The sequence below is a fragment of the Pseudomonas chlororaphis genome (assembly GCA_001023535.1).
Classification (GTDB): Bacteria; Pseudomonadota; Gammaproteobacteria; order Pseudomonadales; family Pseudomonadaceae; genus Aquipseudomonas; species Aquipseudomonas chlororaphis_E.
The window spans coordinates 248,773-267,335 of the sequence record CP011020.1; the positions used below are offsets into that span (position 1 = coordinate 248,773).

An 18,563-nucleotide genomic window follows, 5' to 3' on the forward strand; every position below is an offset into this window, starting at 1 on the left:
ACGCTCACTGTTTTCAAGCCTTTGAAATGGACCAAGCAAGCATGAACAACATCGAAGACATCTACTCCCTTTCGCCGACCCAGCACGGCCTGCTGTTTCACAGTGTCTTTGAACCGGACTCGCGGGTGTACTACCAGCAACTGACCCTGGAAATGAACGGCCCGCTGCAACTGGGCGCCTTTCGCGGGGCCTGGCAGGCGCTGATGCAACGCCACGCGGTGCTGCGCAGTGCGTTCCTGTGGGAAGAGCTGGACGATGCCTATCAGGTGGTGCAGCAGGACGTCGACCTGCCCCTGACCGAACTGGACTGGCAGGACCGCGCCGACACGCAAGCGGCCCTGGAGCAACTGGGCCTTGAGCAACGGGCCCAACCGCTGGAACTGAACGAGTCGCCGCTGATGCGCGTGTGCCTGGTGCGCCTGGCGCCCGAGCGCTGGCACCTGATCTGGACCTTCCATCACATCCTCATGGACGGCTGGAGCGTCGGCATCGCAGTCCAGGAGTGGCTGGCGCTGTACTACGAACAGGCCCACGGCCGCCCGGCGCACCTGGCAGCCACCCGCCCTTACCGCGACTACATCGCCTGGCTGGCGGAACAGGACATGGCCGTCACCGAACAGTTCTGGCGCGAACAGTTGCAGGACCTGAGCGAACCGACCCCGCTGCCGTCCTTCGCCACTCGCCAGGCCGCGCCGTCGGGCGCGCCGTTCGCCGAGCGGGAAAGCCGCCTGGACGCAGGTGAAACCGAGCAACTGACCCAGTTCGCCCGGCGCCATGACCTGACCATCAACACCTTGATCCAAGGCGCCTGGGCGTTGTTGCTGGGCCAGCACGCCGGACGCGACGACGTGGTGTACGGCGTCACGGTCGCCGGCCGGCCGGAGAACCTGGCGGCGGTGGACAGCACCGTCGGGCTGTTCATCAACACCCTGCCGCTGCGGGTGCAGTGGGCCGAGAGCCCGACGCTGGTGGACTGGCTGCAACAGTTGCAGCACGCCAACAGCGACCTGCGCCACCACGCCTACCTGCCGTTGGGCAAACTCAAGGCGATGACCCGCATTGCCGCCGAGCAGGCGTTGTTCGACTCGATCCTGGTGTTCGAGAACTTCCCGGTGACCGATGCCCTCAACCAGGACACCGGTGGCTTGAGCTTCAGCGCCCCGGCCAACGACCAGCAGGTCGACGGCCTCACCCTCACCCAGGGCCGCAACCACTTCCCGTTGTCGCTGATCGTGATGCCGGACACCCAACTGCACTACCTGATCAGCTACGACCGCAGCCGCTTCAGCGACGCCGAAGTCGCGGTGTTGTCCGCGCAGTTGCGCGCGATCCTGCTGGCGATGACCAGCCAAGCCCAATGCCAGGTCAACCGCCTGGAATGGCTGGACGCCGAAGAGCGCCAGCAATTGTTGGCGCAAGGCCGTGGCGCGCAACTGCCAGTGCCCCTCGAATGCCTGCACCAGCGCTTCGAACAGCAGGCTGCCCGTTGCCCCGAGCACCTGGCGGTTCGCGATCACCAGGTCGCATTGACCTACCGTGAACTCGATCAGCAGGCCAACCGCCTCGCCCACTGCCTGCGCGCCCAGGGCATCGACCAGGGCAGCGTGGTCGCACTGGCCTTCGAGCGCAGCGCCGATTTCGTGATCGCCCTGCTCGCCACCCTCAAGGCCGGCGCGGCGTATCTGCCCTTGGATATCAAGCAACCCGCCGGGCGTCTGGTCGACGTGCTGGTGGACAGCCGCGCGGCGCTGCTGCTTGGCGCCACACCGTCGCCCTTGCTCAAGCAACTGGCCGAACATACCCAGGCGTTGTGGCTGGCGGAACAGGCCGACACCCTCGCCCGTCAACCCGACACGCCACCGGCCGTGGCCCACAGCCCGACCGATGCGGCCTACGTGATCTACACCTCAGGTTCCACCGGCACGCCGAAAGGCGTGGTGGTCGAGCACCGCGCCATTGTCGACTACCTCACGGCAGTGCACGCCGTGCTCAACCCGCCGTCGGTCGCCACCTACGGCTTGCTGTCGAGCATTGCCGCCGACCTCGGCCACACCCAGCTGTTCGGTGCCCTGTGCAGCGGCGCCAGCCTGTTGTTGGTGGACGAGGACAGCGGTTTCAGCCCGCTGGCCCTGGCCGAGCTCTTCGACCGGCACCCGGTGGATGTGCTGAAGATCACCCCAAGTCACCTCGCCGGCCTGTTGCAGGCGCTGCCCGATGCGCGGCTGTTGCCGCGCTCGCTGCTGGTCTTCGGCGGTGACGCCCTCAGCCCGGCGCTCCTGGAGCAGGTGAATCACCTGGCGCCGGGGCTGAGGGTGTTCAACCACTACGGCCCGAGCGAAGCGACGGTCGGCGCGATTGCCACCGAACTGACCCCAGGCCTGCGCAGCATTGCCCTCGGCCGACCGCTGCCCAACCGCCACTTGCAAGTGGTCGATGGCGACGGTCGCCTGACCGCCACCGGCGTCAGCGGTGAGCTGCTGATCAGCGGCGCCCTGGCCCGGGGTTACCTGCACCGCGACGACCTCACCGCCGAACGTTTCCACCTGGATGCGCAACAGCAGCGCTGGTATCGCACCGGTGACCGCGTGCGCTGGCAAGTGGACGGCCAACTGGCGTTCCTCGGCCGCGTCGACAGCCAGGTGAAGATTCGCGGCAACCGCCTGGAGCTGGGGGAAGTCGAGGCACAGATCAAGCGCCTGTCGCCGCTGATCGAGCAGGCCCTGGTGCGTGCCGTGGAACTGGACGGCACCCTGCGCCTGGTGGCCTGGCTGGTCGCCAGCCAATCGCTGTCCGCCACCAAGCTGCGCAACGACCTCAGTGCCCGCGTGCCGGACTACATGGTCCCGGCGCACTTCATCACCCTCGATGAACTGCCCCTCACCCGCAACGGCAAGGTCGACGTCCAACGCCTGCCGACCCCGCAAAAGCCCGCCGAAGACAGCGCCAATCACGTGGCCCCGCGCAACGACGTCGAGGCGTTGCTGGCCGAGATCTGGCAGGACGTCCTGAAGCTGGAACGGGTCAGCGTGCACGACAACTTCTTCGCCCTTGGCGGCGACTCGATCATCAACCTGCAGATCATCGCCCGCGCCAACCAACAAGGGCTGAAACTCACCCCGCGCCAACTGTTCGAGAACCGCACCATCGCTGACATCGCCCGGGTACTGGGTGCCGACGCCAGCCAGGGAATGACGGACAACCTCGCCGAAGGCTACGAACTGCCCCTGGGTGCCGGCCAGCGGGCCCGCCTGGAACAGGGTCCGCTGGACGCCACCTGGCGCTGCGTGGCGCTGGCCCGGGCCCTTGACGGCGAACTGCTGGGCCAGGCGATCAGTGCATTGCAGCAACACCACCAGGCTTTGCGTCTGGCGCTCAAGGCGCTGCCCGAAGGCCAATGGCAACAACGGGTGCTGGGCGCGGCCAAGGCCTCGGTCATTGGCACCGAAACCCTGGCCGCCTGCACACCGGCGCAGTTGCAGCGCCTGGCCCAGACCGGCGTCGATGCCCTGGAGCTGGACGCCGGCCAGACCTTGCATGCCCGACTGCTGGACGTGGCCGGCAAGCCATTCTTGCTGCTGGCCGCTCACCCGCTGTGCGTTGACGAGGCGTCCTGGTCACTGCTGCTGAGCGACCTCAACCTGGCGCTGGCGCAACTGCGCTATCAACGGCCGGTGCGGCTGTCCTATGGTGGCGGCGACTTCACCCAGTGGACCCGGCACCAGCAGGACCACGCCCAAGGGGATGCCCTGGACGAGGCCTGGGAGCACTGGCTGCAATACGCCGGTGCCGATACCCTGCAACTGCCTGCTAGCCAGGCATCGGCCGACCTGGTCGAACAGGCGCTGCCGGCCAGCCTCTCCAGCGACCTCAAGCGCGTGGCCCAAGTGCTGCAACTGGACTGGAACAGCCTGTTGGCCGCTGCCGTGGCCGAACAGTGCCGTGAGCACGGCGGCGCCGGCCTGCTGGCGCTGAGCGTACAGGGTGGGCGCCCCACCGCCGAACGCTTGCCCGTCAATGCACCGATTGCCGTGGCCGACCTTGAGCCGGCCCGCATCCTCGGCCCGTTGGACCTGGCGGTGCCGTACTTCCTCCAGGCCGAAGGCGACAACCTGCTGCAACGCGTGCAGGCGCTGGCCGCGCAGTGGCGGGCCTACCCGCAGCACGGCGTCGACTACGGTGCCCTGCGCTACCTGTCGGACAACGCGTACCTGCAAGAACCCCTGCGTGACCTGCCGCCGGCAGCCGTCGCCATTCGCTGGCAGGGTAACCGCGACAGTCACCGCGAAGCACACGGCATCCTGGCCCAGGTCGAGGCGGCGAGCCCATTGCCGGCAACGAGCTGCCCGCTGACCCTGGACGCCTGGTGGCAGGACGGTTGCCTGCACGTGCGCTGCCAGGGTGCCCTCGCCGCCACCTGGGCGCCGCAGCTCGTGCAACGCTTGGGCGAACTGGCCGGGCTGATCAACGCCGCCGACCTGCGCCCCGCCAGCCAGGCCTTCCCGCTGTGCCACAAGCAAGCGGCGACCCTGGCGGCCGAACCGCTGGACTGGCTGAACATCGAAGACGTCTACCCGCTGTCGTCAATGCAACAGGGCATGCTGCTGCACACCCTGCTGCAACCCCACAGCGGGATCTACCTGATGCAACAGCGCTACAGCTGGGACGGCGTGTTGCAACGCCCGGCGATGGAAGCGGCTTGGCAACTGTTCCTGCAACGCCACCCGATGATGCGCACCGCATTCTGGTGGCAGGACGACCACGAACCGCTGCAATGCGTCTACCGGCAGACCCAGGCGGCGTTCGACTGGCAGGACCTGCGCCATCTCGATACCGAGCAGCAACGCCTGGCGATGGACCAGGCCCTGGAAGCCCAGCGCCTGCAAGGCTTCGACATGGCGTGTGCGCCCCTGACCCACCTGCGGGTATTCCAACTGGATGAGCGTCGCTTCGCCGTGGTGCGCAGCTTCCACCACATCCTCACCGACGCCTGGTGCTTCGGCCTGCTGATGGAAGACCTGCTGGCGATCTACCAAGCCATCGTGCGCGAGGAGCCGGTAGCCCGTCCGCGCCTGCGTTCGTTCCGTGGCTACATGAGCTGGCTGGAGCGCCATGACATGGCCGCCGCCCACGCTTTCTGGCAGGCGCAGATGGCCGGTTTCAGCGAACCGACGCCACTGCACGTGGACAGCCCCGTGGCGCGCCCCGAACAGGCGCCGGAACAGGTGGGTGACTTCGACCAGACCCTGAGCATCGCCCAGACCCAACGTTTGCAGCAGCTGTGCCAGCAATACCAACTGACGCCGAACACCTGGATCCAGGGTGCCTGGGCGCTGTTGCTGTCGCGCTACAGCGGCAACCGCGACGTGCTGTTTGGCGTCACCGTGGCCGGTCGTCCCACCGACCTTGCCGGCGTCGAGGAAATGGTCGGGCTGTTCATCAACAGCCTGCCGCTGCGGGTGGACGTCGACCCGCAAGCGCCGGTCGCCGACTGGCTGCAAGCGCTGCTGTCGCACAACGCGCAATTGCGCGAGCACGAAAGCGCGTCGCTGGTGGACATCCAGCGTTGCAGCGAAGTACCCCGCGGCCAGCAACTGTTCGACAGCCTGGTGGTGTTCGAGAACGCCCCGCTGGACATCAGCAGCGTGCAACTGGATGCCTTCAGCATCGACATCTATGAAGACCGGGTGCACACCAACTTCCCGATGACCGTGGTGCTCTACCCCGGCGATCGCCTGGGCATTCGCCTGTCCTATGACAGCCAGCGCTTCACCACCGACACCGTGCAGCGCATGCTCGGCCACCTGGTGCAATTGCTGTCCAGCATGCTCGACCAGCCACAGGCACCGCTGGGCAGCTTGCAGATGCTCCCCGAAGCGGAGCGCCGTCACTTGCAGGTCGAGTGCAACCCAAGCGCCGTCGACTTCCCGCTGGAGCGCGGCTATGCCTCGCTGTTCGCCGATCAGGTCCGTCGCCGCCCGCAGCACATCGCCGCGGTCTGCCAGGACCAATCACTGACCTACGCCGAACTGGACCGTCGCACCAACGCCATCGCCCACGCGCTGCAACAGGCTGGCGCCGGCCCGGAAACCCTGGTGGCGCTGTTTGCCGAGCGTGGCCTGGCCCTGCTGACGATGATGATCGCCACACTCAAGGCCGGCGCCGCGTTCCAGGCCCTCGACATCCAGCAGCCGCCGGCCCGCCTGGCGGAGCTGCTGGACCTCGGCGAAGCCCCGCTGCTGCTGGTGTGCGACAGCGCCAGCGCGACCCTGGACAACGTCCTGCCACACCTGCGTCGACAACCCACCTGCCTGATCGCCCAGGCGCTCTGGCAAGGCAGCGAGGCACCGGCGGTCACCTATGTCCACGACCCCGACCAACTGGCCTACGTGATCTTCACCTCGGGCTCCACCGGCACACCGAAAGGGGTCATGGTCGAGCAACGCGGGATGCTCAACAACATGTTCGGCAAGGTCCCGAGCCTGGGCCTGGGCGAGCACGACCGGATTGCCCAGACCGCGTCGGCGGCGTTCGATATCTGCGTGTGGCAGTTCCTCGCCGCACCGCTGTTCGGCGCCACCGTGCAGATTCTTCCCGACGCCCAGGCCCATGACCCGGTGGCCCTGCTCGACGCCGTCCAAGCGCACGGGCTGACGCTTTTGGAAACCGTGCCGGCGCTGATCCGCGGCATGCTCCAGGAAAGCCAGGCGCACCATACCCTGGCAAGCCTGCGCTGGTTGCTGCCCACCGGTGAAGCCTTGCCACCGGCCCTGGCGCGGGACTGGTTCGCACGCTTCCCGACCATCGCCCTGATGAACGCCTACGGCCCGGCGGAATGCTCGGACGACGTGGCCTTCCACCCAATCACCCAAGCCCCGGCCGACGACTGCCTGCACATGCCTATCGGCAAACCCACCGCCAACAACCAGGTGTTCGTGCTCGATTCAGCACTGCGCATGGTGCCCATCGGCGTTCCCGGTGAATTGTGCATCGGTGGCGTCGGCGTGGGGCGCGGTTACCTGCACGACCCACAGCGCACCCGCGAAGCCTTCGTCCCGCACCCGTTCCAGGCGGATGCACGGCTGTACCGCAGCGGTGACATCGGCCGGCTGCGCGCCGATGGCGTGCTCGAATACCTCGGCCGCCGCGATCAGCAAGTGAAGATCCGCGGCCACCGGATCGAACTCGGCGAGATCGAAAACCGCCTGATGCAACACCCGGCGGTGAACAGCGCGGCCGTCCTGGCGCTGCCCGACACCCGGGGAGCCCTGCAACTGGTCGCCTGGTACGTGCTGGACAGCACCGCCGACCTGGGCGACGAGCCCGCGCCACAGGTGCTGGCCGCTTACCTGGGCGCGCAACTGGCGAGCTACATGGTGCCGGCGCGCTGGCTGGCGCTGGAGCAATTGCCGCTGAACGCCAACGGCAAGGTCGACCGCCGCGCCCTCGCCGCCCGCGGTGTGCCCCAGGCCGAGACCACCGAAGCATTGTGCGTGGCCCCGCGCACCGAAACCGAACAGGTCCTGGCGCAACTGTGGCAGGAGATTCTCGGCCTGGACACGGTCGGCGTGCACGACGACTTCTTCGCCATCGGCGGTCACTCGCTGTTGGCGACCCAGGTGCTGTCGCGGATTCGTCGACGCCTGAACGTGAACCTGCCGCTGCGCACGCTGTTCGAGCGCGGCACCCTGGAGCAGTTGGCCGCCGCGGTGGACCGCCAGCGCGAGGCCCCGGTCGAGTCCGCGGGCGACAGCGACATCGCCCTGGCGCCACGGCACCAGCCGCTGCCGTTGTCGTTCAGCCAGCAACGCTTGTGGTTCCTCGATCGCTTCGAAGGCCCGAGCGCCGCCTACAACATGAGCACCGTGGTGCGGTTGCGCGGCGCACTGGACATCCCGGCGCTGCAAGCGGCGTTGCAAACCGTGCTGGAGCGCCATGAATCACTGCGCACCGCCTTCCAGCTCAACGGCAACCAACCTTGCCAAGTGATCAGCCCGGCCCCCGTGGTCGACCTGACGCCGACCGAGCTGGCCCCGCTCGACGGCGAACAGCAGGCGCACACCCTGCAACGCCTGATCGACGAGCAGGCCGGCACCCCATTCGACCTGCAACAGGCGCCGATGCTGCGCGCCCGGTTGCTGCGCCTGGGCGCGGACGATCACGTGCTGCAACTGGTGCTGCACCACATCGCCACCGACGCCTGGTCCATGGGCATCCTGGTGCAGGAGCTGATCACCGGCTACCAGGCCTACACTCGCGGTTCGACCCCGGACTTGCCGGTGTTGCCGGTCCAGTACGCCGACTACGCCTACTGGCAACGCAGCGAAGCGCAGCAACGCCAACTGGCACGGGCCATCGACTACTGGCGCCGCCAACTGGACGCTGCACCGACGCTGATCCCGCTGCCGCTCGACTACCCGCGCCCGGCGCGTCCCGACTACCAGGGCGCGGCCCTGGAGCAACGGTTCAGCCCGGCCCAGGCGCAGGTGCTCAAGGCCTATGCGCAACAGCAGCGAGCGACGCTGTTCATGGTCCTGCTCAACGCCTTCAACAGCCTGATGCAGCGCGCCACCGGGGCCAACGACTTCATCGTCGGCACCGACCTGGCCAACCGCGAACACCCGGCGCTGGAACACCTCATCGGCTTTTTCGTCAACGTGCTGCCCATCCGCGCACGCCTGAGCGAAGGCGAAGGGTTCGACGAGCGCCTGCAACGCCTGCGTGAAGACTGCCTGTCAGCCTTCCAGCACCAGCAGGTGCCGTTCGACAAACTGGTCGAGGAACTGCAACCGCCCCGTACGCCAGGGGTGAACCCGCTGGTCCAGGTGCTGTTCGTCATGCAGAACACGCCCACCGGCAATGCCAGCCTGGCCGACCTTGCGGTGGAACACCTGGTGCCGCGCCAGGAAAGCAGCAAGTTCGACCTCGCCGTGTTTGTCGAGGAAGACGAAGCCCAAGGCCTGAATGTGCGTTGGGTGTACCGCACCGGCGTGCTGCAGGAAGCGACCGTCAAGCGCCTCGAACAGGGCTTCGAAAGCCTGGTGGAGCGGATCGCCTCGGCTTCCGGGCAAGCACTGGACGATTGGTCCTGGCGCTTGGCGCACCCTCAGGACAGCAGCGCGCCGACCCAGCCTGAAGCACCGGCCGACGACGCGACGGCACGCAGCGCGCGTAAGCTGTCCAAGCTGAGCAAGCTCAAGCAGACCCGGGCCACCGCCGTCAGCCAGTTGGCCCACGAACAGGTGCGCACCCGCACGCTGATCGCCGGGCAGCCCCTGCCGCTGGTCATCGAACCGCTGCTGGGCGACCTCGACCCGGCGCACTGGGCGCTGCAAGCCCGGGCATGGATCAACGAGCAATTGCGCACCCACGGCGGGCTGCTGTTCCGCGGCTTCAACCTGCCGGACGCCGCCGCCTTCGAACAGTTCGCCCAGGCCATCGAACCGGACCTCTACGGGACCTACGGTGACCTGCCGAAGAACACCTCCGGCAAGAACATCTACCACTCCACGCCGTACCCGGAACAACACATGATTCTCTTCCACAACGAGAGCTCGCACCTGCCGCAGTGGCCGCGCAAGCAGTGGTTCTATTGCGAAACACCGTCGCCGGTGGGCGGCTGCACGCCGATCGTCGATTGCCGCCAGGTGCTGGCGCGCCTGCCGGACGACATCGTTGCCCGCTTGAAGAGCCAGGGTCTGCTCTACGTGCGCCACTTCACCGACAAGCTGGACGTGCGCTGGCAGGACTTCTTCAAGACCCAACAGCGCGAGGAAGTCGAGCGCCAATGCCAGGCATCGGGCATGCGCTGGGAATGGCTGGGGGCCGATAACCTGCGCATCGCCCAGCACTGCCCGGCCATTGTCGAGCACCCCGAGACCGGCGAGCTGTCGTTCTTCAACCAGGTGCAATTGCACCACACCGCCTGCCTGGAGCCTGAAGTGCGCAGCAACCTGATCAATCTGTTCGGCCCGCAACACTTGCCGCGCAACGTTTATTACGGCGACGGCAGCGTGATCGAAGACGCGGTGATGGACGTGATCGGTGCGGCGTACGAAGACTGCGCCGTGCGGTTCGCCTGGCAAAAAGGTGACATGGTGATGCTCGACAACATGCTGGTGGCCCACGCCCGCGACCCGTTCGAAGGCGAGCGCAAGATCTGTGTCGCCATGGGCCAGATGATGCGCCGTGACCAATTGAAGGGGGCTTTGCCCGCCGTGCCGCCGCAGCCGGCGGCGGAGGTGCAGGCATGAGCGCCTACGAAAAGCGTGAAGAAGCCTTCGCCCTCTCGCCACAGCAACGCAGCCAGTGGCTGGGCGGTTTGCCGTCGGCGCGCCTGGAGCTGGAGATCAGCGGCGCGCTGGCCCTGGAGCGCGTGCAGCAACGGCTCGCCGCGCTGAGCGCCTGCCACGAAGCGCTACGCCTGCGGGTACGGCCCGAGCCGGGCCTGTTGCTGCCGTTGCAGGTGGTGGAGTCGGCCGTCACCGCACACGACGCCATCCGTGTCGAGGTGCAATCGGTGGGGGCCGATCGGCATCGGCTCAGCCTGCAACTGCCAGCCCTGGGCGCGGACCGCGGGACCTTGCTGCGCCTGGCCCAGGCCTTGGCTTGCGCGCAGGCGCCGACGGTCGACGACGAAGCCATGACCTACACCCAATACAGCGCCTGGCTCTACGAATTGCAGGCCGACGAAGACGCCGAGCATGGCCGGCGCTTCTGGGCCACTCAAGCGGTGGAGCCCGCGACCACCGGTGAACTGTTTTACCGCCAGGTGCGCAGCGACCGCGCCGCCACCCCGGTGACCACTCGCCTGCTCGCCAGCCCGCTGTTGAACGCGGCCCTGGACAGCTTTTGCCAGCGCCACGATGCGTCTGCCGAGCAGGTGCTGATGACCGCCTGGGCCGTGTTGCTGCAACGCTTGAGCAGCGGCGACAGCCCGGCCCTGACCTTGAACTGGGTCCATGATTGCCGCGACGACTACGAAGAACTCGCCGACTGCTGGGGCCTGTTCGCCAAGCCCCTGCCCCTGCGCTGGCAACCGGCCCCCGAGAGCTCGTTCGCCCAGGCCCTGGCACACCTGCAAAACCTCTGCGAGCAAGCCACCGAATGGCAGGAATACTGCGGCGTCAGCACCGCCCAGGCAGTCGAAGCGTCGCACTACGGCTTCCAGTGGGGCGCGCAACTGCCCGAGCGGCTCGACGTCCTGGGCAGCAGCGCCTCGACGCTCACGGTACTGGACGCCCACGCCATCCCGGCAGGCATGGAGCTGCTGTTGGTGGCTGAAACGACGGGCAGTGGCTATCGCCTGAGCCTGTCTCACCTGCCGAACCGCTACAGCGAACAGGCCGCCGCGATGCTGCTGGAACAGCTGCAGTCGCTGCTGCTCGATGCCCTCGCCAACCCTGCCACGCCGCTGTCGGCGCTGTCGTTGCAGGCCCCAAGCTTCGCCGCAACGCTGGCGGCGCTACAGGGCCCACTCGACAGCGCAGCGGTGTTGGCCAGCGTACCGGCGCGCTTCAGCGCCTGCGCCAGCCAATACCCTCATCACGTGGCCCTGCGCGACCACCATGGGCATCTGGACTACGCCGAGCTGGACGCACGCAGCAACCAACTGGCGCATTACCTGCGGTCCCAGGGTATCGGTCGCGAAGACCGCGTGGCGCTGTACCTGGATCGCTCGGCGCCGATGGTGCTGGCGATGCTCGCCGTGCTGAAAAGCGGTGCCGCGTTCGTGCCGCTGGACGTGCATCAACCCGCCCAACGCTCCCTGGCCATCCTGCAACAGGCGCGACCGACGTTCATCCTCAGCGGCGCGGCGGGCCCGGCACCCGCCCTGCCCGCCGTCGCCAGCCTCGATTTGCGCGAGGAAACGCTCTGGCAGCAAGGTCCGAGCCACGCACCGGAGCACGAGGTCCAACCCGCAGACGCCGCCTACGTGCTGTTCACTTCCGGCAGCACCGGCACGCCCAAAGGCGTCATCGTCGAGCACCGCCAGCTTGCCAGCTACGTCGCCAGTGTCTCCCGGCGCCTGCACCTGGCGGCCGGCGAGCGCAGCGCGGTGGTCACCTCGCTGGCCGCCGACCTGGGCTACACCTTGCTGTTCCCGGCGCTGCTCAGCGGCGGCGAACTGCACCTGCTGGACAAGGAAACCGCCATGGATGCCCAGGCCTGGGCCACGTGGCAGGCGCAGCATCCGGTCGATCACTTGAAGGTCGTACCGTCGTTGCTCGACGCCTGGCTGATTCACGCCCAAAGCGCCGCCGTGCTGCCGCGCAAGCAACTGATCCTCGGCGGTGAAAACTGCTCGCCCCGCCTGCTGCGCAGCATTCGCGAACACGCGCCGGCCCTGACGATCTTCAACCATTACGGCCCCACCGAAACCACGGTCGGGGTGGTGATGCACCAGCTCGAACCGGCCGTGGACTATCGCCGCCTGCCCCTCGGCGACCGTCTCGACGGCATGCGCCTGCACCTGCTGGACGAGCAACTGGCGCCCGTCGCCCCCGGCCAAAGTGCCGAGCTGTACATCGCCGGCCCGCAACTGGCGCGCGGTTACCTGGATGCACAACAGGACGCCGGACGGTTCATCGAGTCGGCGCAAGAGCCCGGCGAGCGCCTGTATCGCACCGGCGACGTGGCGCGCTACCTCCATGACGGCAGCCTGGAGATCGCCGGGCGTGCGGACCGCCAGGTGAAGATCCGCGGCTTTCGCGTGGAACTCGACGAGATACAGGCCCAACTGGCCGGCCTGCCCGGTGTGGCCCAAGCGGCGGTGGAGTGCATTCCCCGTGGCGAACTCGGCCAGCAATTGTTCGCCTTCATGACCCTGGCACCCGGGCATTCGACCAGCGTCGCGCGCTTGCACGGCCAGGCCCAGGATTGCCTGCCGGACTACATGCTGCCGACCCTACGGATCGTCGAAGCGTTGCCGCTGATGGGCAACGGCAAGCTCGACCGCAAGACTTTGCAGCAATGGGCCGACAAAGTGCTCGACACGGTCGGCAGTGCCTTGCCGCGCACACCGCTGGAGGCCCTGCTCGCCGAGGTCTGGGCGCAGGTCCTGGGCCTGGAGCGGGTGGGCATCGACGATGACTTCTTCGAGCTGGGCGGCCATTCCCTGGCGGCGGTAACGCTGGCCAGCCGCTTGCAGACCGCCCTGTCGGCGCCAGTGACCGTCAACGCCGTGTTCAACGCGCCCAGCGTCTCGGCGTTTGCGGCGCTGGTGCAGGCCGAGTTGAAACTGTCGCCGCTGGTCAGGCTGTCGCCGCCCGGCGTCGAAGCGGCCAACCTGTTCTGCTTCCACCCGTCCACCGGCCATGTGCAGGACTACCGCGCGCTGTTGGCGCCGTTGCAGGCCTGGAACCTCTGGGGCTTGCAGGCGGCCTACCTGGCCGAGGACAGCACGGCGCTGGGAGGCGACATCGAGAGCCTCGCCGCGCTCTACGTCGAACACCTGCGCCAACAGCAACCCCACGGGCCTTATCACCTGCTGGGCTTCTCCCTCGGTGGACTGCTGGCGATCGCCGCGGCGGCGCGCCTGGAAAGCCTGGGCGAACAGGTCGCCTTCCTGGGCATCATCGACTCGCAATACCAGCACCAGGCGCCGGAGGACAGCGTCCAAGCGCTGCTGGAATCGGCGGTCGAGGCCTTGACCCCCGACAGCCAGGCGCTGATGCGCCAATTGCCGGCGCCGCTGATGAGCGCGTTGACCGCGCAACTGGATGCCCTGCCTGCGGCGGCACGCCTGCCGGAACTGGTGCAGTGGGCGCGCCAGCAAGGCTTGCAACTCGATGGCGACAGCTGGGAACATTTGCAGACGCGGCTGCGCTACCAGCAGCATACCCAGCACTTGCTGGCCAGCTTCAAGCCGGCCCGGCTGAGCTGCCCGGTGCATGTCTGGTGGGCCAGCGACACCCTGGCCCAGGCTGACTTTGCCGATCCACACTGGGAACGCCTGAGCAGCGGTTCGCTGACCCGCGACGTCATCCCGGCACAGCACCTCACTGTCCTCGAACAGCCCGCCTTCCAGCAGCAACTGGCGGCGCGTCTCGAGGCCCTTGCGACACACGGAGCGGTTTGAAATGGATCTGTTGTTACTCATGGCCAAACGTTCATGGCGCGCCCTGCTGGTGGCGACCTTGACGGGCCTGATCTGCGGCCTTGCGGCGGCTGGCCTGATCGCCAACATCAACCACAGCCTGACGGTGTTCGACCAACTGCGGCCGATGGATGGCGTGTACTTCGGCGCCCTGGTGGCGCTGGTGGCGGTGTCGCGGGTGATCTCCGACGTCAGCCTGCTGCGCCTGGGCCAAGCAGCGGTCAATGACATGCGCCTGCACCTGAGCGCCAAGCTGATCGACACGCCGTACGCGCAGTTGCAGCGCCTGGGCAAGCACCGCCTGCTGGCGATGCTGACCGACGATACGCAAACCATCAGCCAGGCGGTGGAGCTGGTGCCGATCCTGCTGGTCAACGCCGGGATCATCGCCGCCTGCCTGGCCTACCTGGGCTGGCTGAGCCTGCCGTTGCTCGGCCTGACGCTGTTGCTGATCGCCCTGGGCAGCCTCAGCTTCAACTGGCCGCAACGCCGGGCACTGACCTCGATCTCACGGGCCCGTGAGCTCAAGGACCAGTTGTTCGACCAGTACCGCCTGCTCACCGACGGCAGCAAGGAACTGCAACTCAACCACCCGCGCCGGCAACACTTCTTCACTCGGTTGCTGATTCCGGTGAGCCAGCAATATCGCCGGGATTTCGTGCGGGGCATGAGCATCTATGCGCTGGTGATGAACTGGGGCAATGCGGTGTTCTACCTGCTGATCGGCGTGGTGCTGTTCGCCGCGCCGCACTTCATCGAGCTGCAGGTCAGCCTGGTCACCGGCTACATCCTGGCGATCCTCTACATGATCACGCCGCTGTCGGAGCTGATGCACGCCCTGCCGACCCTGGGCCGGGCCAGTGTCGCGCTGAACAAGATTCGCGCCCTGGAAGGCGAGATGCAGGCCGCCGACGAGGCCATCGAGACGATCACCCCGACCCAGGTGCGCAGCCTGGTGTGCCGGCAGGTCAGCCATACCTACTACCGCGAGCGCGAGGACGGCCATTTCACGCTGGGCCCCATCGACCTTACGCTCAATGCCGGCGAAGTGGTGTTCATCACCGGCGGCAACGGCAGCGGCAAGACCACCCTGGCCTTGTTGCTGACGGGCCTCTACCGGCCGGAAAACGGCGACATCGTGCTCGACGAGCAAGTCTCCTCCAGCCACGACAACCACCATTACCGCCAGCACTTCTCGGCGATCTTCACCGACTTCTGCCTGTTCGAGAACCTGTTCGACGGCGACGATCCGCACCTGGTGAAGCAGGCGCAGGACTACCTGATCCAGCTGCAGCTGGATCACAAGGTGCAAATCGAGGAAGGCAAGCTGACGACCCTGGCCCTGTCCACCGGGCAACGCAAGCGCCTGGCGCTGCTCAGTGCCTACCTGGACGATCGCCCGTGCTACCTGTTCGACGAATGGGCGGCCGACCAGGACCCGGTGTTCAAGCACTTTTTCTACACCCGGATCCTGCCGGACCTGCGCGAGCGAGGCAAATTGCTGATCGTCATTTCCCACGACGACGCCTACTTCGGCCTGGCCGACCGGCTGATCCGCATCGAGCACGGCACGCTCAGCGAAGTGGCGCCCCAGGCTGCGGCGAAGGCCTCGGCGGTGTTGTCCTGAGGTCGTCGACAGACCCGTGGATAATCTGGCGAGCCCCGTTACCGGGGCTCACGCCTATTCATAGATGTAATGCAGATAGCTCACCTGCTCCGCCAGGGGCAGGCGATGCAGTTTCGGGCAGGACTCGCAGAGCACCGGTGGCTGGCCTTCGACGGGCTCGTGCAACTGATAGTGCAGGCAGCAATGCCGGCGCAAGGGCAAGGTTGGGCAAATCTGCGGCGCGGGCGACTCGACCATGCGTTGCAGGCCCCGCAACTTCAGGCGCCCGTCGTTGACCGTAGCTTGCTCCAGCCAACGGTGCGCCTCGGCGAACCCGTCCCGGGAGAGGTCGGGGTCCATTCTCGCGAAAGCGCCGTCCCAGATGGCAACCATGTTGCCCCAGAGTATTTTCGGTGCCAGGCCACCGGCAGCCGCCAGCGGGATGAACAACGGCGCCAGGTGCTCATGGACCAACCGCGACCAGTAGGCCGCGCGCTCTTGCGCGCCCAGGGCCGGCAGGCGGCTCGGCAGGCCCAGCGCCGACGGTTGGCCATCATCGTGCAGCAACTGTGCTTGCTCGCCCCAGAAGTCGATAGCGCAGTGACGGGTCAACACACAGGCCAGGGTGGCCGGCAGGACGATGCTCATGTAGTTCATCGACCATTGCGAGACCACGGCCGCGCGGTTCACGCCGGGGTAGCGCAGCGCGAAGCGGGCCAGCAAAGGCTGCAGCACATCGGGGTTGGCCAGTTGGTTCAACGCGATGCAAGGCTGATCGCCAGGCCCCTGTCGGATCACGCGCTTTATCGGCGGCCAGGCCTGGTTCAGCCATTCTGGAAATTCGATAACGGGCTCCCGTGACTTTCCCTAATTAATGCAAACGATTAGCATTGGCTGATCCTATCCTCCCGCCCCTGTAAACTCAACGTCGTCAGCGACCAGGCTTACCAAAGACCTCATGCACACACTTCGCAATTTCTGGCGCCTCGCACGGCCTTTCTGGGTATCCGAGGAAAAGTACCCGGCCCTGTTGCTGCTGCTGGGCACCGTGCTGATGACCCTATGCCTGGTGGGCGTCAATATCCTCAACAATTTCTGGAACCTGCATTTCTACAACGCCTTGCAGGCCCTGGACTACCACGGTTTTCTCGTTGGCAGCCTGCAATTCATCCTGCTGCAGGTCGGCACGGCCGCCTTTACCGTGGGCGCGTTCCACTTCCAGCAGAAGCTGACCATACGCTGGCGGCGCTGGGCCACGCGCAACATGCTCGACCAATGGCTGGGCAGCCAGCGCTACCAGAAGCTGAAGCTGACCGAGACCGAGGTCGATAACCCTGACCAGCGGATCGCCGAGGACATCGACCTGTTCATCGTCAAGTCGCTGAAGTTGAGCCTGGGCTTGCTGACGTCGGTGGTGTCGCTGTTTTCGTTCCTGAACATTCTCTGGCAGGCCTCCAGCCTGGTGAGCGTGCCGTTCAACGACCAGTCGGTGGTCATCCCCGGCCTGCTGGTGTGGATTGCCCTGGTGTACGCGCTGCTGGGCACAGGCCTGGCGTTCTGGCTGGGGCGCGCCCTGCCCGGCCTCAACTTCATGCAACAGCGGCGCGAGGCGGACTTTCGTTTCTCGCTGATTCGCCTGCGGGAAAACGCCAACTCGGTGGCCCAATACCGCGGTGAGGCGGTGGAGAACGAACGCTTCAACCGACGCCTGGAGGCGGCGCTGGAAAACTTCTGGGCGCTGGTCAAGAAGCAAAAGCTGATCATGGGCTACTCGACGTTCTACCTGCGCAGCGCCACGGTCATTCCCATGTTCATCATGGCGCCGCAATTCTTCGCCGGTGCCTTTCCCCTCGGCCGCCTGACCCAGATCAGCGCGGCCTTCGGCGAAGTGCACGCGGCCATCGCCTATCTGGTCAGCGTGTTTCCGGAGCTGTCGGAATGGAAATCGGTGATCGATCGTTTGAACGGGTTCCAGGAGCGCCTGGACAACGTCGAGGTCAAGTCTGCGGTGCGCCTCGAACAGCAGGCCAGCGGCCTCGACATCAAGGACCTGGACGTCTGGCTGCCGAACGGCCGGCAATTGTTCAAGGGCTTCAACCTGTCTCTCAAGCCCGGTGACAGCCTCATGATCAGTGCGCCGTCGGGCTACGGCAAATCGACGCTGATCCGCACCATCACCGGGCTCTGGCCCCACGCCACAGGCAGCAGCCACTATGACCGTGAACGGGCGCTGACGCTGTCGCAAAAACCCTACCTGCCGCTGGGCAGCCTGCGCGAAGCCCTGTGGTACCCCAACCCGCCAAGGCGCGAGGAAGACGCGGCGCTGCGCCAGGCCATGGAGCACATCGGCCTGCAGCACCTGGGCGATCAGTTGGACCAGGAACGGGACTGGGCCCAGACCCTCAGCATCGGCGAACAGCAACGCTGCGCCTTCGTCCGCGCCCTGCTGGCCCGGCCCACGGTGCTGTTCCTCGACGAAAGCAGCTCGGCCCTGGATGCGGCCAACGAACAGCGCTGCTACCAACTGCTCAAGCAGGCCCTGCCGGAATCGATCCTGATCAGCGTCGGGCACAACACCTCGCTGGAACAGATTCACTGGCAAGTCCTCGAACTCAAGGACGAGGCCCAGTGGGTCCAGCGCAAAGCCCGGCAAGCGGCCGTGCCCCTGGGCTGACCCCGCTACCGTCTTCGCGGGCAAGCCCGCTCCCACAGGGTTGTTTGGCGGACTGGAGAGGTGTTTTCGCCATAGATCTCTTTGTGGGAGCGGGCTTGCTCGCGAAGAGGCCGGCAAGCCCTCTCCAACCCACCACAAGGTCCCCCAGCCCAGGACAACCGCCAGTCCTGCGCCCACGAGATCTCTCT

5 protein-coding genes are annotated in these 18,563 nt (G+C 66.7%); 4 read left to right on the forward strand and 1 reads right to left on the reverse strand.

Annotated elements, in window-relative coordinates:
- The first annotated feature begins 41 nt into the window (after positions 1 to 41).
- Genes VM99_00975 through VM99_00985 form a run of 3 tightly spaced genes read left to right on the forward strand, consistent with a single transcriptional unit; the run spans position 42 to position 15,722 of the window.
- Positions 42 to 10,250 carry a peptide synthetase gene (locus VM99_00975; protein ID AKJ96694.1) on the forward strand — a complete coding sequence of 3,403 codons (10,209 nt, stop codon included), beginning with the start codon at positions 42 to 44 and terminating at the stop codon, positions 10,248 to 10,250.
- A complete protein-coding gene (locus VM99_00980) occupies positions 10,247 to 14,077 on the forward strand; it encodes a peptide synthetase (GenBank protein AKJ96695.1) in 3,831 nt (1,276 codons plus the stop codon). Before VM99_00975 ends, VM99_00980 begins: the two co-directional genes overlap by 4 nt.
- A 1-nt stretch (position 14,078) precedes the next feature.
- Positions 14,079 to 15,722: an ABC transporter ATP-binding protein gene (locus VM99_00985; GenBank protein ID AKJ96696.1), complete on the forward strand. Its 1,644-nt coding sequence runs from the start codon at positions 14,079 to 14,081 to the stop codon at positions 15,720 to 15,722.
- Between the two features lie 54 nt (positions 15,723 to 15,776).
- Here the strand turns inward: VM99_00985 and VM99_00990 are convergent, their stop codons facing one another.
- Entirely contained in the window at positions 15,777 to 16,424 is a 648-nt protein-coding gene (locus VM99_00990) for a transporter (protein ID AKK01657.1), read from the reverse strand.
- A 235-nt stretch (positions 16,425 to 16,659) separates the two neighbouring features.
- On the opposite strand from VM99_00990, the gene VM99_00995 reads away from it, so the two are divergent.
- Positions 16,660 to 18,375, forward strand: coding sequence for an ABC transporter ATP-binding protein (locus tag VM99_00995; protein AKJ96697.1), 1,716 nt, complete (start codon positions 16,660 to 16,662; stop codon positions 18,373 to 18,375).
- The last annotated feature ends 188 nt before the right edge of the window (positions 18,376 to 18,563 follow it).